The sequence below is a fragment of the Methylosinus sp. Sm6 genome, from assembly GCF_019802345.1.
Classification (GTDB): domain Bacteria; phylum Pseudomonadota; class Alphaproteobacteria; order Rhizobiales; family Beijerinckiaceae; genus Methylosinus.
Genome location: NZ_JAINDZ010000022.1, coordinates 43,285 through 65,709 on the forward strand (window position 1 = coordinate 43,285; position 22,425 = coordinate 65,709).

General features: G+C 67.5%; 21 protein-coding genes. 15 read left to right on the top strand and 6 right to left on the bottom strand.

The features are described 5' to 3' along the window. The first annotated feature begins 1 nt into the window (after position 1). Together K3F48_RS15105 and K3F48_RS15110 are read left to right on the top strand one after the other, a co-directional pair. Complete coding sequence (locus K3F48_RS15105) at positions 2–487, top strand: TerB family tellurite resistance protein (RefSeq protein ID WP_222576263.1); 486 nt, start codon at positions 2–4, stop codon at positions 485–487. Positions 488–623: 136 nt separating this feature from the next. Beyond that, positions 624–1,412 (top strand): SDR family oxidoreductase, encoded by a 789-nt coding sequence (locus tag K3F48_RS15110; protein WP_222576264.1) that lies wholly within the window; start codon positions 624–626, stop codon positions 1,410–1,412. 110 nt (positions 1,413–1,522) lie between these two features. Here K3F48_RS15110 and rpmF read toward each other — a convergent pair whose 3' ends face one another. Together rpmF and K3F48_RS15120 are read right to left on the bottom strand one after the other, a co-directional pair. Continuing rightward, positions 1,523–1,711: a 50S ribosomal protein L32 gene (gene rpmF / locus K3F48_RS15115; RefSeq protein WP_003609948.1), complete on the bottom strand. Its 189-nt coding sequence runs from the start codon at positions 1,709–1,711 to the stop codon at positions 1,523–1,525. 396 nt (positions 1,712–2,107) lie between these two features. Next, positions 2,108–3,082, bottom strand: coding sequence for a GH25 family lysozyme (locus tag K3F48_RS15120; RefSeq protein ID WP_222576265.1), 975 nt, complete (start codon positions 3,080–3,082; stop codon positions 2,108–2,110). A 475-nt stretch (positions 3,083–3,557) separates the two neighbouring features. Between K3F48_RS15120 and K3F48_RS15125 the strand changes: the two genes are divergently transcribed. After that, positions 3,558–4,214, top strand: coding sequence for a hypothetical protein (locus K3F48_RS15125; RefSeq protein ID WP_222576266.1), 657 nt, complete (start codon positions 3,558–3,560; stop codon positions 4,212–4,214). A gap of 807 nt (positions 4,215–5,021) precedes the next feature. Here K3F48_RS15125 and mgtE read toward each other — a convergent pair. Continuing rightward, a complete protein-coding gene (mgtE, locus tag K3F48_RS15130) occupies positions 5,022–6,434 on the bottom strand; it encodes a magnesium transporter (protein WP_222576267.1) in 1,413 nt (470 codons plus the stop codon). A gap of 90 nt (positions 6,435–6,524) precedes the next feature. On the opposite strand from mgtE, the gene K3F48_RS15135 reads away from it, so the two are divergent. The 10 genes from K3F48_RS15135 to K3F48_RS15180 all read left to right on the top strand — a co-directional run bounded on the left by K3F48_RS15135 (position 6,525) and on the right by K3F48_RS15180 (position 16,791). Beyond that, positions 6,525–7,436: a polysaccharide deacetylase family protein gene (locus K3F48_RS15135; protein ID WP_222576268.1), complete on the top strand. Its 912-nt coding sequence runs from the start codon at positions 6,525–6,527 to the stop codon at positions 7,434–7,436. Between the two features lie 316 nt (positions 7,437–7,752). After that, on the top strand, positions 7,753–9,408 hold the full coding sequence (gene ccoN, locus K3F48_RS15140) for a cytochrome-c oxidase, cbb3-type subunit I (RefSeq protein WP_222576269.1): 1,656 nt from the start codon (positions 7,753–7,755) through the stop codon (positions 9,406–9,408). Between the two features lie 11 nt (positions 9,409–9,419). Continuing rightward, positions 9,420–10,178 (top strand): cytochrome-c oxidase, cbb3-type subunit II, encoded by a 759-nt coding sequence (ccoO, locus tag K3F48_RS15145; protein WP_222576270.1) that lies wholly within the window; start codon positions 9,420–9,422, stop codon positions 10,176–10,178. A gap of 3 nt (positions 10,179–10,181) precedes the next feature. Beyond that, positions 10,182–10,331, top strand: coding sequence for a cbb3-type cytochrome c oxidase subunit 3 (locus tag K3F48_RS15150; protein WP_222576271.1), 150 nt, complete (start codon positions 10,182–10,184; stop codon positions 10,329–10,331). A 2-nt stretch (positions 10,332–10,333) separates the two neighbouring features. Further along, on the top strand, positions 10,334–11,197 hold the full coding sequence (gene ccoP, locus K3F48_RS15155; RefSeq protein WP_222576272.1) for a cytochrome-c oxidase, cbb3-type subunit III: 864 nt from the start codon (positions 10,334–10,336) through the stop codon (positions 11,195–11,197). A gap of 150 nt (positions 11,198–11,347) precedes the next feature. Further along, entirely contained in the window at positions 11,348–12,799 is a 1,452-nt protein-coding gene (gene ccoG / locus K3F48_RS15160; RefSeq protein WP_222576273.1) for a cytochrome c oxidase accessory protein CcoG, read from the top strand. Between the two features lie 11 nt (positions 12,800–12,810). Further along, positions 12,811–13,320: a FixH family protein gene (locus tag K3F48_RS15165; RefSeq protein WP_222576274.1), complete on the top strand. Its 510-nt coding sequence runs from the start codon at positions 12,811–12,813 to the stop codon at positions 13,318–13,320. An 8-nt stretch (positions 13,321–13,328) separates the two neighbouring features. After that, the gene (locus K3F48_RS15170; RefSeq protein WP_222576275.1) at positions 13,329–15,569 is read left to right on the top strand and encodes a heavy metal translocating P-type ATPase; all 2,241 of its coding nucleotides are present in this window, start codon (positions 13,329–13,331) and stop codon (positions 15,567–15,569) included. After that, positions 15,566–15,724 (top strand): cbb3-type cytochrome oxidase assembly protein CcoS, encoded by a 159-nt coding sequence (gene ccoS / locus K3F48_RS15175; protein ID WP_222576276.1) that lies wholly within the window; start codon positions 15,566–15,568, stop codon positions 15,722–15,724. Before K3F48_RS15170 ends, ccoS begins: the two co-directional genes overlap by 4 nt. Beyond that, on the top strand, positions 15,721–16,791 hold the full coding sequence (locus K3F48_RS15180; RefSeq protein WP_222576277.1) for an MFS transporter: 1,071 nt from the start codon (positions 15,721–15,723) through the stop codon (positions 16,789–16,791). The genes ccoS and K3F48_RS15180 overlap by 4 nt, the downstream gene beginning before the upstream one ends. A 21-nt stretch (positions 16,792–16,812) precedes the next feature. On the opposite strand, the gene K3F48_RS15185 is transcribed toward K3F48_RS15180, so the two are convergent. Next, entirely contained in the window at positions 16,813–17,472 is a 660-nt protein-coding gene (locus K3F48_RS15185; RefSeq protein ID WP_222576278.1) for an O-methyltransferase, read from the bottom strand. Between the two features lie 234 nt (positions 17,473–17,706). On the opposite strand from K3F48_RS15185, the gene K3F48_RS15190 reads away from it, so the two are divergent. Beyond that, the gene (locus tag K3F48_RS15190) at positions 17,707–18,594 is read left to right on the top strand and encodes a LysR family transcriptional regulator (RefSeq protein WP_255609142.1); all 888 of its coding nucleotides are present in this window, start codon (positions 17,707–17,709) and stop codon (positions 18,592–18,594) included. 12 nt (positions 18,595–18,606) lie between these two features. Here the strand turns inward: K3F48_RS15190 and K3F48_RS15195 are convergent, their stop codons facing one another. Next, positions 18,607–20,142, bottom strand: a complete 1,536-nt coding sequence (locus K3F48_RS15195; protein ID WP_222576280.1) for a TldD/PmbA family protein — start codon at positions 20,140–20,142, stop codon at positions 18,607–18,609. Positions 20,143–20,334: 192 nt separating this feature from the next. Then, complete coding sequence (gene modA, locus K3F48_RS15200; RefSeq protein WP_222576281.1) at positions 20,335–21,135, bottom strand: molybdate ABC transporter substrate-binding protein; 801 nt, start codon at positions 21,133–21,135, stop codon at positions 20,335–20,337. A 378-nt stretch (positions 21,136–21,513) separates the two neighbouring features. Here modA and K3F48_RS15205 point away from each other — a divergent pair, with 378 nt between their 5' ends. Then, positions 21,514–22,392: a helix-turn-helix transcriptional regulator gene (locus tag K3F48_RS15205; RefSeq protein ID WP_222576282.1), complete on the top strand. Its 879-nt coding sequence runs from the start codon at positions 21,514–21,516 to the stop codon at positions 22,390–22,392. Positions 22,393–22,425: the final 33 nt, after the last annotated feature.

The following is a 22,425-nucleotide window of genomic DNA, read 5'->3' on the forward strand; positions in this document are numbered from 1 at the left end:
GATGCTCGACGCTCTTCGCGCCTTTCTCGACGAAATTTCCGGCGCGCCGTCCCGGCCGCGGCCGTTCGAAGCCTCCGACCATCGGCTCGCCGCCGCGGCGCTGCTGGTGCATCTCGCCGCGATCGACGGCGTCTATGACGTCGGCGAGAAGCAATTGCTGCATCGCCTCGTCGAGACGCGCTTCGGTCTCGATCCGGCCGCGGCCGGCGCTCTGATCGCCGCCGCCGCCGAGAGCGAGCGCGACGCCGTCGATCTCTACCGCTTCACCAGCGTGCTGAAGCGCACGCTGGACGAGGAGGGCCGCCGCGCCGTCATCGCAATGTTGTGGGAAATGGCCTATGCCGACGGCACGATCCATGAATTCGAGGAAAATGTGATCTGGCGCGTCGCCGAATTGCTCGGCGTCTCGACGCGCGACCGGGTGGAGCTGCGGCAGGCGGCCAAGGACGCCGGAAAGCCGATCACGCCCGGGCCTTGGGGAGGCTAGCGGCTCGCGTCGACGAATTTGAAGCGAGCCTGGAGGCTCGCGGTCCCGGGCCGCGCTTGGACCGCGAGCCTTCAGGCTCGCTTTTCGGGCCGTCGGCTCATTTGACCAAAGACCATGATATCTCGGGGAGGATAGATTGAGCGACAACAAGACGGCGATCGTGACCGGCGCCTCGGACGGCATCGGGCTGGAGCTCGCCCGCATCTTCGCCCGCAAGGGCCATCATGTCACTCTGGTCGCCCGTCGCGGCGATCGTCTCGAGGCGCTCGCCGCCGAGATCGTCGCCGCGGGAGGCGAGGCTCCGCTGGTCGTCGCGCTCGACCTTTGCGCCGAGGGGGCGGCGGAGCGGCTCGAGGCAGCGCTGGCCGACGCCGGGCGCTCGGCGGAGTTCCTCGTCAATAATGCGGGGTTCGGGCTCATCGGCCGCGTCGCAGAGCTCGATCCGAACGAACAGCTCGCATGCGTCGACCTCAATATTCGCACGCTGACCGGCCTGACCTTGCGCTTCCTGCCCGCCATCGTCGCGGCGCGCGGCGGCATTTTGAACGTCGCCTCGGTCGCCTCTTTCATGCCCGGGCCGGGATTTGCCGTCTATTACGCGAGCAAGGCCTATGTCCGCTCGTTCAGCGAGGCTCTGGCGGAGGAGCTGAAGGGCGCCGGGGTGCGCGTCACCGCGCTCTGCCCAGGTCCCGTGCGCACCGGCTTCCAGGCGCGCGCCGGCTTCGATTACAAGGGCGAGATGATGGCGATGCGGCCGGCGCTGCTGCCGGCGAGCGAGGTCGCGCGCCAGGGCTATGAGGCGCTGGCGGCCGGCCGGCGCGTCATCGTGCCGGGGCTCGTGAACAAATTTTTTGTTCTGGCTGGCCGGCTGGCCCCGCGCGCCTTTCTGATGCCGTTGCTGGCGCGGGCGCAGAGGGCGCGCTGAAACGTCGCCGCGTCATTGCGGATACGCACGGCGACGAAGCAATCCCCAAGCCGCTGGGCGGCTTGGGGATTGCTTCGCCTTCGGCTCGCAATGACGGCGGATGGACGGGCTCAGGCTTCCTGAGCCTTGACCTTCAGCACCTGACGGCCGCGATACATGCCGGTCTTCAGGTCAATATGATGCGGACGGCGCAGCTCGCCCGAATCCTTGTCCTCGACATAGGTCGGCGCCTTGACGGCGTCGGCGGAGCGGCGGAAGCCGCGCTTCATCGGCGAGGTCTTTCTCTTCGGAACGGCCATTGTTTCTCGATCTCCCACTCCCCGCGCCGGGGCGGGGCGAAAACTGGTCCGGGGCGCATACACCAAAACCGCGCGGCTGGCTACCCTCCCCCGAGCTGCATCGCCGGAGGAAGGAAGCCGGCGCAAAGCGCGAGCTTCAGAAATCCACGCACAAAGCCCCCCTCGCCATCCAAAGGCTCGCCGCCGCGGTCGAAGGCCGTCGAGCAATTATGAGGGGAGGCAAGGCGCGAAATATCTCACATTGCCGACGTTGTCGATATTGAGCCGGGCGGTTTCAGGGGAACGGGTGAAGGAGAAAATCCCTAGCCCTAGCGCGCTTTCCGATCGAACGGAATCGTTCGATCGATCAGAATTCGCTCAAACTAAACACCGCAAGAGGCGCGCGCGAGCGGCGCGTCAGCGTGAGCCGGACGACAGGATCGCGCCGACCGCCGGCGGCATGGCCGGGTCCTCCTCGATCAGTCGGCTTTCGCCGCGGTCGTCGACGGGCCGCGCCGCCGCGGCGACCGGCGCCGCCTGCAGGCCGGTGACGGAAGCGAGCCATTCCCTCCATTGCGCATGACTGCCGTGGAAGGCGTTCTGGTCCACCGCCCCGGTGATGCCCGGCACGCTGCCGTCGGAGCGATATTGCCAGAACGTCCATTTGCGGTCGCCGTAGCGCACCGTCGGATGATATTTGGTCGAGCGCACCCAGATCGGATATTCGGCGAGCGCGCCCGAATGCAGGATCGCCTGATAGAAGTCGACCGAGCTGTAGATGATCGGCTTCTTGCCGTAGTGGCGCTCCATATCCTCGAGCATCACGCGCATGTCGCGCAGCACTTCCTCGCGATAGAGCGTGCGCTTGCAGCTCCGCGAGGTCGGCGTCGCCTCGACGTCGAGCACCGGCGGCAGAGCGTCGGGCTCATTGGGGACGACCGATTTGAAGAAGCCGGTCTCTTCATGCGGCGGGCGGCACCAATAGACGAAATGATAGGCGCCGCGCGGCACGCCCGCCGCCTTGGCCGCCGCCCAATTGCGATAGAATTTCGAGTCGAGCGCGTCGCCGCCCTCGGTCGCCTTGATGAAGGCGAAGGAGACCCCCGCATTCTTCACCGCCTGCCAGTCGATGTCGCCCTGATATTTGGAGACATCGACGCCGTGCACCGCATATTCCGCGCTGCGCGTCGCCGGATAGGCGTGAAGCTCCGTCTCCGGCACCGCATAGGCCAGAAAGGTCGGGTCCTTGCGCTTGTTGAGGGTCGGCGGCGCGGCGGTGGCGAAGCGCGGCCGGTGGGTGGCGGTCGGGTCGAGCGCGCCGCCGCAGCCCGAGAGGGCTGTCGCGAGCAGAGCGGCGGCGGGCGCCGCCAGTATGAGGCGGTAGGGACGCATTGAGTGAGATTATACCCCGACCGGTAACGAAGCGTTAATAGGGCGCGGGCGGGACCGCGGAAGAATGGATTTTTTCCTCCGCGAATCGGCAAGTCGAAGATCGGCAGGTCGAAGATCGCCGCGACGGCGCGCCGCCGCTGCCGTCGATCCTGCGCCGGCCGGGTCGTGGAAGCAGGGGCCGGGCGCGGGAGGCGACGGAATGATCTCGCCTGTTGCTGCTTTACGTAATTAAATATTCCTTTCATACAGTTGTGATGAAATATGAAGCTTTGAAATTCCCCCGCCAACCTCATGATCCGTCGATATCATCTAACGTATGTACCTGGCGTCGCCCACAACAAGGCCATTTGTAAAATTTGTTTTGCATAAATTGGCTATGTATTTTCTTGCGCCTGCCATTCGGCTGACGCATTCTCGTCCCAACATATTGGGGTAAATCATGAAAAAGACGTTTTTGGCTTCCCTCGCGAGCGCTATGCTCGTCGCCATGTCGGGTTTCGCGCAAGCCGCGATCGTTCAAGTCACCTACTCCGGCAATGTCTCGAGCGGCGTCGACACGACCGGCGTGTTCGGCGCGCCCGGCGTCAATCTGGCGGGACTTCCGTTCACCGTGTACTATGTCTTCGACACCGCCCGCGGCGCCGTCACCATGGGCCCGCCCCAATTTTCCGCTGTCGGCGGCGCCGCCAACGGCACGACGTCTCCGTCGATCACGACTCTCGTCGTGATCAACAATCGCGGCCTCCTCTATTCTGGAGCTAAATTCGGTCAGATACTTGGCTATAATGACGGTCAGGTCAGCCAGCAGGCCCATGAGTCGGACCTGACGCTCAATTTGGGCGGCCGCACTTTCAACGTCAACCTCGCCGAAAGCATCACCGACTTCGGCGTCGCGCTGCCCGCCACGATTACGGGACCGCTCAACTACGTCGTCGGACCGAATGACAGCGCGGCTGGCCAGCTCAGCTTCACCATCACCAACACCGCGACCGGCCAGAGCGTCGGCAGCGCCGAGGCGATTCTCGACACCTCGTCCTTGCGGGTCAGGACGCTCTTCGGCGCGGCCTCGGTGTCGTCCGCCCTGCAGCCGTCCAGCGCTCTGTCCCACGTCACCCGGCTGGGTGTCCGGTAAGAGCCGATTATTGCCGGGAGCGACACGGCCGGGCGCCGATGCTCGTCCCGTGTCGACCCCGGCGGCGGCTGGCCGCTGGCCGCTGGCCGCTGGCCGCTGGCCGCTGAGCGCGAATGACCGATCAGGGCGGCGATGAGCAATATATAAACGCATCGCCGCCGTTCTATCGATTGCGCGCCAGAATAGTTGTCGCGATCGAATCGGAGCAAAGCCGGGCGGCAAAGGACGAAATCCCCAACCCTCGTCCTGAGGAGTCGCCGCAGCGGCGTCTTCAAAGGCCCCCTCGGCAGCCCGTTCGAGAAACGTCCGCTTCGGGCATCCGCCGACGCGCTTGACATATTCGGATTTTGTTCCAATTGCCCATTCCGCTTCCGCCGCATGGGGCGGCGTCCGAAGGTCGGGCGACGTTGGCGGGGCACGGTTCGCAAGGACGGGCGGCGCGACCCTCGTCCGAACCCTTGCGACGCCACCGCGCCGCCGGCGCCGGCTTCTCCTTCGTGCGGAGGGCCTGCCTGAACAAGGCAGGCGCGAGCCGGGCCGAGTATCCGAGGTTGCGCACGGGGACCGATTAACGGAAAGGGAGCAAAGACCCTGGGCCCGGAGGCGGCAAACAGAAGGCGGCCGTGGTCCGGGATTTCCGGCTCCGACGCGCTTCTTTTCACGTCACGGCCGAAACGGAGCCGCGGCGTCCCGGACCTCCCTTCGCCCGCGCCGGATTCCGGCGGCGGGGGCGTCCGCGCTAGAAGCATTCTTTAGTTTGAGCGAATTCCGATCGATCGAACGATTCCGTTCGATCGGAAAGCGCTCCTAGCCCAAGTGGAACCACAGGGTCGCAATGCCGAGGAAAGAGCCATAGCCGACGACGTCGGTGACCGTCGTCACGAAAGCGCTCGAGGAGACGGCCGGGTCGACATTCAGCCGGTCGAGCAGCATGGGCAGGAGAATGCCGCCGAGCGCGCCGGCGGTGAGATTGGTGAGCATGGCCAGAGCCATCACCTGCCCGAGGCCGACATTCTCGAACCAATTGGCGGCGACGAGGCCGGTGATGAGGCCGAAGGCCGCGCCGTTCAGGGCGCCGGTGCCGAGCTCGCGGACAATGATGCGCAGCGCATTGGCGCGCGAGAGCTCGCGCGTCGCCAGCGCGCGCACGGTGACCGTCATCGTCTGGGTGGCCGAATTGCCGCCCTGGCTGGCGACGATCGGCGCCAGCACGGCGAGCGCCACCATCTGCTGCAGCTGCGACTCGAAGGATTTGAGCACGCTCGCCGAAATGAAGGCGGTGCCGAGATTGACGAACAGCCACACGAAGCGGCTCTTGACGATCCACCAGAAGCTGTCGGTCAATTCCTCATGCGGATTGACGCCGCCGAGCGCCTTGATCTCCTCCGAGGCCGCCTCCTGGATCACGTCGACGACGTCGTCGATGGTGATGACGCCGACCAGCCGCTCGGCCTCGTCGACGACCGGCACGGAGACGAGATTATAGCGCTCGAACAGCCGCGCCACCTCCTCGCTCTCCTCGTCGAAGCGCACGCGGCGGCGGTCCGCCTGCATGATGTCCTCGACCCGCGTCTTGGGATGGGCGCGCACCAGAGCGTCGAGAAACACCGTGCCGAGCAGGCGATAGGCCGGATCGACGACGAACACCTCGAAGAAATTGTCCGGCAGGACGTCCGGCTCGGTCTCGCGGAAGAAATCCAGCACCTCGCCCGCCGTCCAAAAGGGCGGAACGGCGACGAGGGTGGTCTGCATCAGTCGCCCGGCCGTGCCCTCGGCGGCGTCCAGAGAGCGGCGCAGCACCACCCGCTCATGGGCCGGCAGCGCCTCCAGCACCTGCGCCTGCTCCTTGGGCTCGAGCATCTCGAGCAGAGCGACGGCGTCGTCGCTCTCGAGCTCGCGCATCGCTTCGGCCAGGGTCGCGACCGGCAGCTCCTCGAGAATGTCCTCGCGCGTGGTCTCGCCGACCTCGGTCAGCGCCAGGAAGTCGAACTCCGCGCCCATCAGCTCGACGAGCTTGGGCCGGGCCTCATGGCCGAGCAGCTCGATCAGCGCGCCGAGATCGGCCTCGTGCAGCGGCGTGACCAGCGCACGCACCGCCTCGGCGTCCTCCGCCTCGATCGCCGCCTCCACGTCGGCGACGAAGTCGGCGCGCGGCTCGCCAGTCTCCTCGTCGCGAAAACACCTCTCCGGGGGCGCCGATTTTTCATGGTCTTGCGACATAGGGAGCCCCATCTTGCGAGAAATGCCTCCGGCGAACGAAGTCGGGAGCGAGGGGTGCATAACGCGCCGAGACGGGAAAGCAAACCGCCGATGCCGCTGAAAAATGGCCTGCTGCCGATCATCCTCGGCCTTTTCGCCGCGACCGCGGCCGCCGCCGCGCCGGGGCGCGAGTGTGGGCCGCAGGCGCTCGGCGTCGCCCGCGAGATCGCCGTCGACGGGCGCGAGAGGCTGGCGCTCGGCCTCGAGACTTATCCGCGCACGCTGGCGCTCGCCGACCATGAGGTCGTGCTCACCTTCGACGACGGCCCCGTGGCCGGGACGACGGCGCAGGTTCTGGACGCGCTGAAGGCCGAATGCGCCCGCGCGACCTTTTTCCTGGTCGGCCGCCACGCCGCCGAGGAGCCGGCGCTGGTGAAGCGCATCGTGGCCGAGGGCCACAATGCCGGACATCATTCCTACAGCCATCCGGCGCGGACGCTGCGGCTGATGAGCGATCCGGCGGCGCGCGCCGACATCGACAAGGGCTTCGCCGCCGTTGACGCGGCCGGCTTCGGCGCGGCGGGACCCTCGCCGCGCGCGCCCTTCTTCCGCTTCCCCGGCTTCGCCGACACGCCCGAGCTGGTGAGCTGGCTCGAGGACCGCTCCATCGCCGTGTTCGGCGCCGATCTCTGGGCCTCGGACTGGCAGGACATGACGCCCCAGGCCGAGCTCGAGCTGGTCATGTCGCGCCTCGAGGCGGCGCGCAAGGGAATCATTCTGTTTCACGATTCGCGCGCCTCCACGGCGCGGATGATGCCGGAGTTCCTGAAGGCGCTGAAGGCGCGCGGCTTCAAGCTCGTGCATCTCGTCCCCGGCCCCGGCCCGACGCCGATCGAAAACGCCAAGCCCGGCTGGACCTCGAATACCGAAGCGATCATCGCCAAGACGCTCGGGCCGAAGGGGCAGAGACGCGAGCCGCAGGAAGGCCGCGGCGTCAAGACCAACGACGATCTGATGCGCTGAAAAGAGCGCGACGGACGCGCGCATCCTGCGCCCAACCTTGCGACAAAACCGCGCGCGTCTCATTTCCAAGCTGCGCGCGCCCTGCGGCGCCGAATTGACAAGCCCTTCTATTCACGCGCGAAAATGATGCTTGTTTTCATTCGCCTGTGACATTTGTGCGCAGCGATCGCCGATGAGCGGTTTTGTTGATCGAAGTCAAATCGCGCGATCGCGCCAGCGTTAGACTCTTTTCCGCGATCCGAGACGAAGGGCGCGCGCGTCGAATTCGAAAGAGAACGACGCGCCCTTCGCTATTTCCGCGCAGGGGCATCTCATCATGGCGCTGTCCATTTCTCCCCCGAAATCCGTGACCTTCGGCGAAGCCATGCTGGCCTTCGTCTTCGTCGCCTTCGCCGCGCTCGCCGGCTATATCGCGACGAAAGCGCATGCCGCTCCTTACGCCTTCCATGCGGCCTTGTTCGCGCTCGGCTCGATCGGCGCCGTCGTCGCCATCGTGAAGCGCTATGAGCTGCGCAGCGCCGAGCCGGCGCCGCGCGTCATCGACGGCAAGCCGAACTATAATTACGGCCCGATCAAATTCGCCGCGCTCGCCGCTCTGTTCTGGGGCGTCGCCGGCTTTGCCGTCGGGCTCTATATCGCGCTGGAGCTCGCCTTCCCCGCCTTCAATCTCGATCTGCCCTGGATCAACTTCGGGCGCCTTCGCCCGCTGCATACATCGGCGGTGATCTTCGCCTTCGGCGGCAATGTGCTGCTCGCGACATCCTTTTATGTCGTGCAGCGCACCTCCCGCGCGCGGCTCGCCGGCGATCTTTCGCCCTGGTTCGTCGTGCTCGGCTATAATTTCTTCATCCTCGTCGCCGGCACGGGCTATCTGCTCGGCGTCACGCGCGGCCATGAATATGCGGAGCCCGAGTGGTACGCGATCCTGTGGCTCGTCGTGGTGTGGGTCGTCTATCTCATCGTCTTCCTCGCGACGCTGGCCCGGCGCGAGGAGCCGCACATCTATGTCGCCAATTGGTTCTACCTCGCCTTCATCGTCACCGTCGCCGTGCTCGTGCTCGGCAACAACGCCGAAATTCCGGTTTCGCTGTTCTCGCCGAAATCGGTGATCGTCTGGGCCGGCGTGCAGGACGCGATGATCCAATGGTGGTACGGCCATAACGCCGTCGGCTTCTTCCTCACCGCCGGCTTTCTCGGCATCATGTATTATTTCGTGCCCAAGCGCGCCGAGCGGCCGATCTATTCCTACCGCCTCTCCATCGTGCATTTCTGGGCGCTGATCTTCCTCTACATCTGGGCCGGGCCGCATCATCTGCATTACACCGCGCTGCCCGATTGGGCGCAGACGCTCGGCATGGCCTTCTCGATCATGCTGTGGATGCCGAGCTGGGGCGGCATGATCAACGGCCTCATGACTCTCTCCGGCGCCTGGGACCGGCTGCGCACCGATCCGGTGCTGCGCATGATGGTCGTCTCGGTCGCCTTCTATGGCATGTCGACCTTCGAAGGGCCGCTGATGTCGATCAAGGCGGTGAATGCGCTCAGCCATTACACCGATTGGGGCATCGGCCATGTGCATTCGGGCAGCCTCGGCTGGGTCGGCTTCGTCTCCTTCGGCGCGCTCTATTGCCTCATCCCTTGGGTGTTCGCGCGCCCGCTCTATTCGCTGAAGCTCGTCGACTGGCATTTCTGGATCGCGACGATCGGCATCGTCTTCTACATCTCGGCGATGTGGGTGGCCGGCATCATGCAGGGGCTGATGTGGCGCGCCTACACGCCGCAGGGCTTCCTCGAATATTCCTTCGTCGAGACCACCGATGCGCTGCATCCGGAATATGTGATCCGCGCAGCGGGCGGCGGGCTGTTCCTGATCGGCGCGCTGATCATGGTCTATAACATCTACAAGACAATTCGCTCCCCCGCCGAGAAGCGGGCGAGCGCGCTCGCCCCTCTTCCCGCCGCCGCAGAGTGAGGAGAGCCGCCATGTCCGACATGATGCATGCACGCCCGTCCCGCAGCCTGCAGAAGAGTCTCGAGACCAATTCGATCCTGCTGCTGCTCGCTATCATGCTGCTCGTCTCGATCGGCGGAATCGTCGAGATCGTGCCGCTGTTCTATCTGCACAACACGATCGAGAAGGTCGACGGCGTGCGGCCCTATTCGCCGCTCGAGCTTTCCGGCTACAACATCTACGTGCGCGAAGGCTGCTACACCTGCCATTCGCAGATGATTCGCCCTCTGCGCGACGAGGTCGAGCGCTACGGCCATTATTCGCTCGCCGCCGAGAGCATGTACGACCACCCGTTCCAATGGGGCTCCAAGCGCAACGGCCCCGATCTCGCGCGCGTCGGCGGTCGCTATTCCAATGATTGGCATCGCGACCATTTGCGCGATCCGCGCGCCGTCGTGCCGACCTCGATCATGCCGGGCTATCCGTTCCTGGCGAGCGCGCCGCTCGACTATGCGCATATCGCCGAGCAGATGCGCATGCTGCGCGTCGTCGGCGTTCCCTACACGGATGAGGCAATCGACGCCGCCGCCGCCGATCTCTCCGCGCAGGCGGCGCCGGACGCTCCCGGCGCCGAGGCGCTGCGCCGACGCTATCCCAACGCCGTCGTCAATGATGTCGCGAGCAAGAGCGGCGTCACCGAGGAGGATGCGCTGATCGCCTATCTGCAGCATCTCGGCGTCTCGGTCGATTTCAAGCTCTATGACGACAAGGCCGCGGTCAATGTGAGGTGAGCCATGACCTATGAATTCTGGCGAGATTTCGCAGCGGGCTCTGGATTGTTCTTCTTCGCGGCCATCTTCGGCGTCGCGGTCGGCTACGCCTTCTGGCCGGCCAATCGCGAACGCTTCGACCGCGCGGCGCGCGCGCCTCTGCGGGAGGACTGATCATGTCGACCAATGAAATGCGCGAGACGCATGTGAAGACCACCGGCCATGAATGGGACGGCATAGAAGAGCTCGACACGCCATTGCCGCGCTGGTGGCTGATCACCTTCTACGCGACGATCCTGTGGTCGCTCGCCTATTTCCTCGTCTACCCCTCCTTGCCGACGCCAAGCGGCGCGACGCAGGGGCTCCTCGGCTGGCATTCACGCACGGCGGTGACACAAGACCTCGACGAGCTGCAGAAGATTCGCGGGCCGGTGATGGCGCGGCTCGCCACGGCGACGCTCGAGGAGATCGAGAAGACCCCGCAATTGCTGAGCGCCGCGCGCGCGCTCGGCGCCGCCGCCTTCGCCAATAATTGCGCCGGCTGTCATGGCGCCGGCGCGCAAGGCGCGAAGGGCTATCCCAATCTCAATGACGACGAATGGCTGTGGGGCGGCAGGCTCGCCGATATTCGCCGCACCATCGAGCATGGCGTGCGCTGGGACGCCGACAAGGAGACGCGCACGGAGACCATGCCGGCCTTCGGCCGCGACGGCCTGCTCGACGCCGGGCAGATCTCGCTCATCGCCGACGAGGTGCGCGCATTGGGCAAGCTCCCCGGCGCAAAGCCGGCCGCCGCCGGCGCGAAGCTCTTCGACGACAATTGTTCCGTGTGCCATGGCGTCGACGGCAAGGGCAATCGCGACATGGGCGCGCCCAATCTGACCGACGCCTTGTGGCTGTTCGGCTCCGACAAGGCGACGATCGTCGCGCGCATCGCCAATGGCGGCGGCGGCGTGATGCCGGCCTGGGGCAACCGCCTCGACGACACGACGATCACGGCGCTCACCGTCTATGTGCATTCGCTCGGCGGCGGGGAGTGAGGTTTCACTCCCTCATCCTGAGGCGCTTTTCGCCGAAGGCGAAAAGCCTCGAAGGATGTTCCAGAGGGCGCGCTGTTCCACCCTTCGAGACGCCCGCTCTCGCGGGCTCCTCAGGGTGAGGGGCTGAGTTTGCAACGGAGAGAACCAATCATGAGCGCGACCGAAAGCAGCCGAACGGCGAGCAGTGGTTCTCTCTACGCCGCGCGCAAGGCCATCTACCCGAAAGAGGTGGAAGGAAGCTTCCGCCGCATCAAATGGGGCCTGCTCGCCTTCACGCTCGCGGTCTACTACCTGCTGCCCTTCGTGCGCTGGGACCGCGGCCCCGGCGCGCCAACCCAAGCCGTGCTCGTCGATTTTCCACATCGGCGCTTTTACTTCTTCTTCATCGAGATCTGGCCGCAGGAGGTCTATTATCTCACCGGCCTCCTGATCCTCGCCGCGCTCGTGCTGTTCCTGATGAACGCCGTCGCCGGCCGAATTTGGTGCGGCTATCTCTGTCCGCAAACGGTGTGGACCGATCTCTATCTTTCCGCCGAGCGCTGGATCGAGGGCGACGCCCGCGAGCGCGCGCGCAAGGACGCCGGGCCTCGCACGTCGAAAATCCGGCGCGAGAAAATCGCCAAGCATGCGCTGTGGCTCGTCATCGCCTGGTGGACCGGCGGCGCCTGGGTGCTCTATTTCGCCGACGCGCCGACGCTCGTCCATCAGCTCGCGACCTTCCAGCCGGGCGTCTCGCAGGCCTATGTCTGGATCGGCATTTTCACCTTCACCACCTACATGCTCGCCGGCCATATGCGCGAGCAGGTCTGTCTCTATATGTGTCCCTGGCCGCGCATACAGGCGGCGCTCACCGACGAATATGCGCTGAACGTCACCTTTCGCTATGACCGCGGCGAGCCGCGCATGTCGTTGAAGCAGGGGCTCGCGCTGCGCGCGGCGGGCGGACGCGCCGGCGATTGCGTCGACTGCGGCCAATGCGTCGCGGTCTGCCCGACCGGCGTCGACATTCGTGAGGGCGCCTCGCTCGGCTGCGTGCAATGCGGCCTCTGCATCGACGCCTGCGACGGCGTGATGGCGAAGATCGGCCGCGCGCCGCGCCTCATCGCCTATGACACGCAGATGAATTGCGAGCGGCGCAAGAGCGGCGCCGCGCCGATCTTCAAGCCGCTGCGCGCGCGCACGCTGATCTATGCAATGCTGATCCTCGCGATCGGCGGCATGATGTCGCTCACCCTCGCGACCCGCGGCGACGCGCGTCTCAGCGTGATCCATGATCGCAATCCGCTCGCCGTTCGCCTCACGGATGGCGCTCTGCGCAATGCGTATACGGTGCGCTTCGCCAATATGAGCGGCGAGCCTCGCCGCTTTGCGCTCGAGGTCGAAGGGCTCGATCAGGCCGAGGTCGAGATCGTCGGCGTCGAGCCCGATGCGCAAGGACGCTTCGTCGTCGTCGTCGGACCGGATCAGACGCGCGAGGCGCGCGCGCTCGTCACCTTGCGCGGCGACAAGCCCAGCGCCGCGCAGACTCCTATCGTCTTCGTCTCGCGCGATCTCGACAGCGGCGCGAGCGTGGAGGCGAAAGACGCCTTTCTGCAGCCGTGACGGAGGGACCCATGTCGCAGACCAGCTCCATCTCTTTCGCCGACGCTCCGCGCCGTCTCACCGGCGCCGCCGTGCTGATGACGCTCGTCGCCTTCTTCGGCGTGATCGCAGCGGTCGATGTGACGATGATGTTTCTCGCCGTGTCGACGTTCCGCGGCGAGGACACCGCTCATGCCTACGAGAAAGGCCTCGCCTATAATCTCGACATCGCCGGCGCGCGCGCTCAGGAGGCGCGCGGCTGGAAGGTCGAAGCCTCGCTCATGCGACTCTCGGAAACGCAGAACCGCATCGAGGTCGCCTTGCGCGACGCGCAGGGCCCGATCAGGGGACTGAAGCTCGCGGCGTCGATTCGATCTCCGGTCGATGCGAAGCAGGATATCGGCGTCGCGCTCGTCGAGACCGCGCCGGGGCGCTATGCGGCGCCGCTCGCCATAGAGCCGGGCTGGCGCGATCTCGTGCTGACCGCCGCGCGCGACGGGCGCGAGGCCTTTCGCTCCAAGAATCGCATTCGGCTGGATTGAGCCGCCGCATGAGCGTCGACCTCGATTATTCCTCGCTGGCCGAGCGCCGCGCCGATGGCGCGCGGCGGCTCGATCTCGCGCTCGACGGGCTCACCTGCGCCGCCTGCGTCTATGAGATCGAAGCGGCGCTGAAGTCTGTTCCGGCGCTCCGCTCCGCGCGCGCCAATTACGCCGATCGTCGCCTCACGCTCGAATGGAGCGACGATACATTCGCCTTTCCGGAGGTCGCGGAGCGGCTGCGGCGCATGGGCTATCGCGCCCGTCCCTTCGCGCGCGCGGACGGCGAGCGCGAGGCGATGGAGACCTCGCGCCATCTGATGCGCTGCTTCGCCGTCGCCGCTTTCGCGGCGGTCAATGTCATGCTGCTGTCGGAGGCGGTGTGGATCGGCCAATGGGGCGATCTCGATCCGGCGACGCGCGATTTCTTTCACGGAGTCTCGGCGCTGATCGCCATTCCCGCCTCGGCCTACGCCGGCCAGCCCTTCTTTGCGAGCGCCTTCGCCGCTCTGCGCGCCGGGCGGCTGAACATAGACGTGCCGATCACGCTCGGCGTGCTGCTCGCGCTCGCAATGTCGGTCTATGAGACCGTCGTGCATGCGCCGCACGCCTATTTCGATTCCGCGATCATGCTGCTCGCCTTTCTGCTGCTCGGCCGCTGGCTCGACAGCGCCATGCGGCGCAAGACGCGCGCCGTGGCCGCCAATCTCGCCGCCTTGCGCGCGCCGATCGCCCGCCGCATCGGCGCCGACGGCGCCCGCTCGGCCGTGCCGCCGTCCGCGCTCGCGCCGGGCGACATCGTCGAGATTCTGCCGGGCGAGCGCGTGCCCGCCGATGGCGTCATCCTCGCAGGCGCCTCGAAGCTCGACGAGAGTCTCGTCACCGGCGAGACCGATCATCGCGCGGTCGGCGTCGGCGAAAGCGTCTACGCCGGCAGCCTCGCCTTCGACGGCGCGCTGACGATGCGCGTGGAGGCCGCGAACGGCGGTTCGCTGATCGACGAGATCGAGCGGCTCGTCGAGGAGGCGACGGCGGCGCGCTCGCGCTATCTGCAGCTCGCCGACCGCGTCTCGCGGCTCTACGCGCCGGCCGTGCATGTCACGGCTTTCGCGACCGCGCTCGTCTGGCTCGCGGCCGGCGCCTCGGCGCATGACGCGCTGGTCGCGGCGATCGCCGTGTTGATCGTCACCTGTCCCTGCGCTCTGGCGCTGGCGGCGCCGGCGGTGCAGGTGGCGGCGAGCGGCGCGCTGTTTCGCGCCGGCGTGCTGCTCGAGCGCGGCGACGCTCTGGAGCGTCTCGCCGAGATCGACACCATCGTCTTCGACAAGACCGGCACGCTGACGACGCCCGAGCCGCGCCTCGTCGACGCCTCATCGCTCGATGCGGAGCTCGTCGCGCTCGCGGCGCGGCTCGCGCACTCCAGCAGCCATCCGCTGGCGCGCGCGCTCGCCGCCGGGCATCCGCGCGCGGCGCCGCTCGACGGCGCGCGCGAGACGCGGGGCGAAGGCGTCGCGGCGATCGTCGACGGCGTCGAGGCGCGACTCGGCGGTCCGCGCTTCTGCGACCTCGAACGCGAGAGCGCCGCCTGCGCCGCGCGCGATCCGGAGGCGTCGATCGTCGCCTTTCGCCATGGCGAGCGCACGGCGGTCCTGCGCCTGCGCCAAGTCTTGCGGCCCGACGCGCGCGAGATCATCGCGGCGCTGGAGGAGCGGGGCTTGCGCGTCATCATTCTCTCCGGCGACCGCATTCCAGCGGTCGAGACGGCGGCGCGCGCGCTGCGCGTCGCCGAATGGCGCGGCGCGCTGAAGCCGGCCGACAAGGTCGCCTGGCTCGAGACGCTGCGCGCCGACGGACGCAAGACGCTGATGATCGGCGACGGGCTCAATGACGCGCCGGCGCTCGCCGCCGCCCATGTGTCGCTGTCGCCGATCGATGCGACGCAATTGACGCAGGCGGCGGCAGACGCAGTGTTTCTCGGAGAGAGCCTCGCGCCGATCGTCGAAGCGCTCGACCTCGCGACTCGCGCGCGCGGCCTGATACGGCAGAATCTCACATTCGCCGTGCTCTACAATGCGCTCGCCGTGCCGCTGGCGATGGCCGGGCTGCTGACGCCGCTGATCGCGGCCGCCGCAATGTCCGGCTCGTCGCTGCTGGTCACCATCAATGCGCTGCGCGCCGGCCGCGCGCGGCGGCGCGCCGCCTTCCGCGCGGCGCCGGCGGCGCAATTGCATGGCAGCGAGGCTTCGGCATGACGGTCCTGCTCTTCCTCGTCCCTCTCGCGCTCATTTTGGGCGCGCTCGGCCTCGCGGCGTTCCTCTGGGCGCTCGGCTCCAGCCAATATGAGGACCTCGAAGGCGCGGCGGCGCGCATCCTCGCCGATGACGATCTGAAAGAGCGCGCGCCATGAGTCACGATTCGCTGCTCGCACGGCCGAGCCAAACTCTATGCCTCTGCGGCGCGCGCGGCGAAGCGGGCGCCGAGCGCGGCTGGACGCGAATCCTGTCGCTCGGCTTCGGCCTCAATGTCCTGGCGCAGGCGCTCGCGCTGTCGCAATTGCCGGAAGCCGCGCGCCTTTCGGCGCCGAGCCTCGAGCGCGTCGGCTGGCCTCTCGCGCTGCTGTTGCTCGGCGCGGCGCTCGCGAGCCTTCCGGCGGCGCTGCTCGTCGACTCCTTCGGCCGGCGCGCCGCCTTCGCGCTCGGCGCGAGCCTCGGCGCCGCAGGCGGCGGGCTCGCCGCCTTCGCCATCGCTCACACGAATTTCCCGGCGCTGTGCCTCGGCGCGCTATGGCTCGGCCTGGCGCAGGGATTCGCGCTGTTCTACCGCCATATCGCGGCGCCGGCGGGCGGCGGCCTCGCCGTGCTCGGCGGCGGCGCGCTGGCGGCCCTCGCCGCGCCGCTCGTCGCCGGCCTCGGCGATCGCCTCGGCGGCGGCGCAGGGATCGTCGTCTCGGCGTCGCTGGCCTATGTCGCCTCGCTGGCGCTCGCGCTGCGCCTGCCGCATGCCTTCGCGGAGCCGGCGGCGTCCGGCGAAGACTTCCGCCTCGACGCGCGCTTTGTCCTCGCCACTGGCGCCGGCGCGGCCGCATGGTTCGTCATGGCTTCGACCATGCTGCATGGGCCGCTGACCCTGTCCTCCGTCTGCGGCGCCGCGCCGGGCTTCGTCGGCGGCGCGACGGCCTTGCATCTCCTCGCCATGTATGGCCCGGCGGCGCTGGCCGCGCAGCGTCCAGCGCTGTTTTCGCCTTTGCGCTGCGTCGCGCTCGGCCTCGGCGTCATGGCCGGCGCTTACGCCGTCATGGCCGCCGCATATTCGCCGCTCGTCATCGCTTTCGCCATGATGGCGATCGGCGCATGCTGGTCGCTCGCCAATATCGGCGCGCTGCGTCTGCTGCACGAGTGCTCGCGGCCACGCGCCGCGCTCGCGGCGCATGATCTGTTGCTGCTTCTCGCGGCGGCGGCCGGCGCATTGTCGTGAGCGCGGCGGCAGCCCACCGCATCAACCGCGCAGCGAGAGTTCGAGGCCGTCGTCCAGCGGAATCTCGCCGGACGAATAGCCGTTGGCGGGATCGCGCACATAAGCGAGGTAAGGCGCTAGCATCTCCGGCATGATCTTCAGATCGTCGGCGATGACGAGCGCGCCTTCGCCGAGCGCCGGCTCCAACGCGCGCAGCATCGGCAGATAGAGCGCCTTCCAGCCATCGAGCAGCAGGAGGTCGATCCGTTCGACGCCGACGAGCGTCTCGAAGGGGTCGCCCGGCCGCACCTCCGCCCATGTCTCGAGCCCGGCTTCTCTCAGATGCTGCGTGGCTCGCTCCGCCTTCTGGGCGTCGATTTCAGTCGCGATCAGCCGCCCTCGGCCATTGTCGGCGAGCGCGGCGGCGATATGGATCGCCGACAGGCCGAACGAGGTCCCGAACTCGACGACGCGCTCCGGGCGCCGCAGCCGCACGAGCTGATAGAGGAGTCGTCCGACCTCCGGCGCGACGCCGATGAAGGCGCTGTCGAGCAGGCTGGCGACGGCGCGGTCGTCGAAGGGCGTCCCGCGCGCTTCGCATTCGGCGCGGGCGCGCCGCCGCAGGTCTGGGTCTTGGAGCTCCGCTTCGCGATACAGCCGGTCGAGCGTCGTCGACACTGCGGTCGAATGCAGCGAAATCATCAATGGTCCTCCCTCTGTCTGTCGAGGACCGCATCATAGGCGGCCGCGGAGCCGGCGGCGTTGCGATGTCGTTCTGGCAATCTTGCGTCCGACGCAATCGGAACTCTGCTAGAGTCTTTCCGGTTCAAATTGAACCGGAAAGACTCTAGATTCCCTTGTTCTGTCGTGTTTTCTTCACGCGAACCGGTTCCCACTTCGCTCGAAAACACTCTAGTCTCGCGCTCAATGCCGCCGATGGACCTCAATCTTCTGGTCGCGCTCGACGCTCTTCTCGCCGAGGGAAGCGTGACAGGCGCCGCCGCACGCCTGAACAAGAGCGTTCCGGCGATGAGCCGTACGCTGGACCGCCTGCGCAAGGCGCTCGACGACCCATTGTTCGTGCGGGCGGGGCGCGATTTTCTGCCAACCGCCCGGGCCGATGCGTTGAAACCTCGGCTCGGCGCGCTCATCGCCGAGGCCGAGGCGCTGATGACGCCGGAGATTTTCGATCCGGCGCGGCTCGAGCGGCGTTTCGTCGTTCGCTGCGGGGACGATCTGGCGGCCGCGCTCGGTCCCGCACTGGCGCAGGCGATCCTCGCCGAAGCGCCGGGGCTCTCGGTCGTGTTCGCGCCGGAGGGCGAGGAAGACGCAACCGATCTGCGCGAGGGCCGTGTCGATGTGGACATTGGCGCGCCGGGAGCGCTCGGCCCCGAGGTTCTGACGCAGACGGCGCTGCGCGATCGCTTCGTCGGCGCGGCGCGCCGTGGCGCGCCGATCTTCGCCGCGCCGATCGATCCGGCGCGTTACGCGGCCGCAGGACATGTCGCCTCCTCGCGCCGCGGCCGCGCCGAGGGGCCGATCGACCGCGCCCTTGCGGCGCTGGGGCTCAGGCGGCGCACGCCGCTGACGGCGGCGAGCGGAAGCGCCGCTCTCGCCATCGCCCTCCTCAGCGATCTCGTCGCCTCGGTTCCGGGCTTTGCGGCGCGCGCCGCCATCGCCCGCGGAGCGGCGCTGACGATGTTCGAGCTGCCGGTAGAAGCGCCCGAGTTGACGATCGCGCTCAGCTGGCATCCGCGCCGCCACGAAGATCCCGCGCAGCGCTGGATGAGGGAGAAATTGCGTGTCGCCATAGCCGCGCTGTGACGGCGTCCGACGTTACACGTCTCGCTCCGTGTTCAACACGGCGAGGCCGCGGAAGCGCGCGGCCGGCGCGCCATGGGAGACTGGCGCGAGCTGCATCGGCTCCGCCTTGCCGCAGGTGAATGTGCCGCAGAGCCGATAGGTCGAGGCGTCGCCGAGTCCGTCGAGCGCGTTCCAGAACGCGATGGTGCGGCTCTGATAGGCGGCGTCGCGCACCATCTCGCCGAGGCGGCCATCCTTTATCTCGTAGAATAATTGCCCGCCGAACTGGAAATTATCGCGCTGCTGATCGATGCTCCAGCTTCCCGCGCCGACGACATAGAGCCCCTTCTCCACTCCGCCGATCAGCGCCTCGAGCGAGCAGGGCGCGGGATTTGGCGCCAGCGAGATATTGGGCATGCGCTGGATCGGAAAGGCGGTCGGATCATCCGCATAGGCGCAGCCATTGGAGCGCTCCGCGCCGATGAGATGCGCCTGGCCCAGCGCCATCTGGAAATTGCGGAACACGCCCTTGGAGACGATCTCGAACTCCGCCCGCTCGCGCGGAGCGCCGTCGTCGTCGAAGGCGGCGCTGGCGAGCCCGCCCTCCTGCGAGCGGTCGGCGCGGATCGTCATCAGCTCGCTGCCGAAGCGCAGTGCGTTCAGCATATGCGGCTTGATGAAAGACGTGCCGGCGAAATTCGCCTCCCAGCCGAGCGCGCGGTCGAGCTCGGTCGAATGTCCGACCGTCTCGTGGATGGTCAGCCAGAGATTGGTGGGATCGAGCACCACATCCATCACGCCGGCCTCGGCCGGCTTCGCCTGCAGCTTCTCGCGCGCTTCGCCGGCGGCGCGCTTCGCTTCGCCGACGAGATCGCAGGAGAGCGCATGCTCCCACCCCGCCGCGCGCGCGGGCGCGAGGCTCTCGCGCGTCGCGAAACGGCCGGAACCCGCCGCGTCGACGACGGTCACGAGAAAGGACGGCTGCGTGCGCGTGCGCGATTGAAAAATGCGGCTGCCGCGGCTGTCGGCGAAGAGACGATCCTCCCGCGCGAAGGAGAGGGAGGCGTTGCAGTAATCGGCGCCCGCCTCCTGCGCGGCGGCGTTCACCGCCAGCAGAAGCTCGACCTTGTCGCGCGCTTCCACGGCGAAAGGATCGACGCCCAGGGGCATGATCCACTCCGCCTCCTGCGGCTGCGTCTCCTCGATGACGATCGGCTCGGCCTGGATCGGCGCCACGGCGCGGGCCTGGGCCACGGCGCGCCGCGCGGCGGCGGCGAGCGTCGCGGCGTCGAGCGCCCGCGCGCCGTAAAACCCCCAGCAGCCGTCGACCAGCACGCGCAGGCCGAAGCCGGGGTCGAGGCTCTCGGAAAACTCGTCGAGCCGCGCCTCCTTGGCGCGGACGAACTGCCGCCGCGTCGCGCCGAGCCGGATGTCGGCGTAGCGCGCGCCCGCCTCTCGCGCGGCGGCGAGCGCGACATCGGCGAGATCGAGCAGAAAGGCGCGGTCGAGGCAAAGCTCCTGCTCGGCCGCCGGCTCGGGGCGATCCTGTCGGAGGCGACGCGGCGTCATCGAATTCTCCTCGGGCGAATTTGCGCAACCGGCGGGAGATTAACGCCGAACCCGCCTCGTGGGAACGACGTCGTCCCATTCGAGACTGACGAGAGCGAGCCTGAAGGCTCGCTTGTCGAATCCCTTATCTGATTTCGCCACGAGAGAAAGCGGCCGCGCCGGCCGCCTTCCATATGATCGAGCGCGGAACCCTCAATGGCGGAGGATGGCGAAGCCTTGCTTGGTGAAGAAATGCGCCGCCGCCGAGCTCTCGAGGAAGGCCAGGAGGTCGACCGCCGACTTGCTCGTCGAGGAGGCGGTCAGCGCGATCGGATAGACGATCGGCGGGTGCGAGGACGCCGGGAAGGTGGCGACCACGACGACCTTGGAATCCGAATTGGCGTCGGTCTGATAGACGACGCCGAGCGGCGCCTCGTCGCGCGCGACGAAGGTCAGAGCGGCGCGCACATTCTCGGTGAAGGCGAAGCGCGGCTCCAGCGCCTCCCACACGCCGAGGCTGGTGAAGGCCGCCTTGGCGTATTTGCCGGCCGGAACGGAGGCCGGCTCGCCGATGGCCATGCGCCCGCCGTCGCCGAGCGCGGCGAGCAGGGCGCCCTTCTCCAGCGCGACCTTCTTCACGCCGGCGATTTTCGGCGCGATGAGCACGAGGCTGTTGCCGAGCAGGTTCTTCTGCGTGCCTTCCTTCAGCAGGCCGCGCGAAGAGAGATATTCGGCCGAGGCCGTATCGGCGGAGATGAAGATATCGGCCGGCGCGCCGGACTCGATCTGCTTGGCGAGCGGCATCGACGCCGCATAGCTGATCGTCACCTCGTCCCCCGTTTTCTTCTTGAAGGCCGCGGCGGCCTCGTCGAGAGCATTCTTGAGGCTGGCGGCGGCGAAGACGGTGACCGTCTTGGAGCCGGTCGCCTTGTCGGCGGCGGGCGATTCGGCGCGGGCCGATTGGAGAGGGACGAGAAATGCGGCGACGAGCGCCAGGCTGGCGATTCTTTCCATGACAATATCCCCTTGAGCAGGCCGGCGAGCGGCTTGACGCAATTATGCATAGTTTCTGACAATAGGGAATAATCACATGATTTTGCATTTTTTGCCGCACGGCGCCCCGCTGGCGGCAAGCGCGCGCTCCTTATCTCTACTGTGTGGAAGACAGTGGCCCCTCGCGAAGCGAGGGGCGGACGAGGACCGACGCGATTGCCGGGCAGATATTGTTTTTGAGCGGCTTGTATCGGATCGAGCCCTCCTCCGCCCCGGCTGCGCGGGGCCGCCTTCTCCCGCCGAGCAGGAGAAGGGAGCGCCTGTTGAGGGATGACGCGGCGATATTGCTCGGTCCGACCATCTCTGCTAATTTTACGGCAACATCGGAAAAGATGCACAATGTCCGAGTTTCTCACCACTCGCGAGCTCGCCGCTCTGCTGCGCGTCAAAGAGCGCAAGGTCTATGATCTCGCCTCGGAGGGGGCGCTGCCGGTGCGGCGCGTGACCGGCAAGCTGCTGTTTCCGCGCGCCGAGATCGAGGACTGGCTGGCGGCGAATCGTCGCGGCGCCACACGCGAGGCGCAGGCCGTGCGGCCGCTCATCGTCGCCGGCGGCCATGATCCGCTGCTCGAATGGGCGCTGCGCGAGTCGCGCTCCGGCATCGCCGCCTTTCTGGACGGCGCGCTGGACGGATTGGAGCGCGCGGCCGCTGGCGGCTGCATCGCCGCGGGCCTGCATATTCCCGAGCCGGGCGAGAACGCCTGGAACGCCGCGACCGTCGCGGAGCGCCTCGCCGGCGAGCCGGTGGCGCTGATCGAATGGGCGAAGCGCACGCGCGGCCTGATGGTGCGCAAGGACCTCGGCCGGCGCGTCGAGCGGCTCGCCGACGCGCGCGGCCTGCGCTTCCAATCGCGCCAGCCGGAGGCCGGCAGCGAGCTGGTGCTGGCGATGCTGCTGCGGCGCGAGGGCATGGCCCGCGAGGAGCTGCAATTCATTCCGGCGGTGGAGCGCTCCGAGACCGATCTCGCCGCCGCCGTCGCCGCGGGACGCGCCGACGTCGGCTTCGGCCTCGAGGCCAGCGCCCGCCAATTCGGTCTCCAATTCTCGCCCGCCGTCGTCGAGCGCTTCGATCTCGTCGTTTGGCGCAAGGCTTATTTCGATCCGCCGTTTCAGAAGCTCGCGCGCTTTTGCGCGAGCGAGTCGTTTCGCTTCCGCGCCGAAACGCTCGGCGGCTATGATGTCGCGCAATTCGGCGCGGTGCATTTCAACGCCGAATGAGCAGCGCCGGCGCCGGGCGCGTCATTCATCTCG

Bases quoted from the DNA above. Each gene is read 5' to 3' on its own strand.
- K3F48_RS15190 (WP_255609142.1), top strand. From the start codon at position 17,707: ATGGACCTCAATCTTCTGGTCGCGCTCGACGCTCTTCTCGCCGAGGGA.
- K3F48_RS15135 (WP_222576268.1), top strand. From the start codon at position 6,525: ATGCCGCTGAAAAATGGCCTGCTGCCGATCATCCTCGGCCTTTTCGCC.
- K3F48_RS15185 (WP_222576278.1), bottom strand. From the start codon at position 17,472: ATGATTTCGCTGCATTCGACCGCAGTGTCGACGACGCTCGACCGGCTG.
- K3F48_RS15170 (WP_222576275.1), top strand. From the start codon at position 13,329: ATGAGCGTCGACCTCGATTATTCCTCGCTGGCCGAGCGCCGCGCCGAT.
- K3F48_RS15105 (WP_222576263.1), top strand. From the start codon at position 2: ATGCTCGACGCTCTTCGCGCCTTTCTCGACGAAATTTCCGGCGCGCCG.
- ccoO (WP_222576270.1), top strand. From the start codon at position 9,420: ATGTCCGACATGATGCATGCACGCCCGTCCCGCAGCCTGCAGAAGAGT.
- ccoG (WP_222576273.1), top strand. From the start codon at position 11,348: ATGAGCGCGACCGAAAGCAGCCGAACGGCGAGCAGTGGTTCTCTCTAC.
- ccoS (WP_222576276.1), top strand. From the start codon at position 15,566: ATGACGGTCCTGCTCTTCCTCGTCCCTCTCGCGCTCATTTTGGGCGCG.
- rpmF (WP_003609948.1), bottom strand. From the start codon at position 1,711: ATGGCCGTTCCGAAGAGAAAGACCTCGCCGATGAAGCGCGGCTTCCGC.
- modA (WP_222576281.1), bottom strand. From the start codon at position 21,135: ATGGAAAGAATCGCCAGCCTGGCGCTCGTCGCCGCATTTCTCGTCCCT.
- K3F48_RS15125 (WP_222576266.1), top strand. From the start codon at position 3,558: ATGCTCGTCGCCATGTCGGGTTTCGCGCAAGCCGCGATCGTTCAAGTC.
- K3F48_RS15195 (WP_222576280.1), bottom strand. From the start codon at position 20,142: ATGACGCCGCGTCGCCTCCGACAGGATCGCCCCGAGCCGGCGGCCGAG.
- K3F48_RS15205 (WP_222576282.1), top strand. From the start codon at position 21,514: ATGTCCGAGTTTCTCACCACTCGCGAGCTCGCCGCTCTGCTGCGCGTC.
- K3F48_RS15180 (WP_222576277.1), top strand. From the start codon at position 15,721: ATGAGTCACGATTCGCTGCTCGCACGGCCGAGCCAAACTCTATGCCTC.
- K3F48_RS15165 (WP_222576274.1), top strand. From the start codon at position 12,811: ATGTCGCAGACCAGCTCCATCTCTTTCGCCGACGCTCCGCGCCGTCTC.
- mgtE (WP_222576267.1), bottom strand. From the start codon at position 6,434: ATGTCGCAAGACCATGAAAAATCGGCGCCCCCGGAGAGGTGTTTTCGC.
- ccoN (WP_222576269.1), top strand. From the start codon at position 7,753: ATGGCGCTGTCCATTTCTCCCCCGAAATCCGTGACCTTCGGCGAAGCC.
- K3F48_RS15120 (WP_222576265.1), bottom strand. From the start codon at position 3,082: ATGCGTCCCTACCGCCTCATACTGGCGGCGCCCGCCGCCGCTCTGCTC.
- K3F48_RS15150 (WP_222576271.1), top strand. From the start codon at position 10,182: ATGACCTATGAATTCTGGCGAGATTTCGCAGCGGGCTCTGGATTGTTC.
- ccoP (WP_222576272.1), top strand. From the start codon at position 10,334: ATGTCGACCAATGAAATGCGCGAGACGCATGTGAAGACCACCGGCCAT.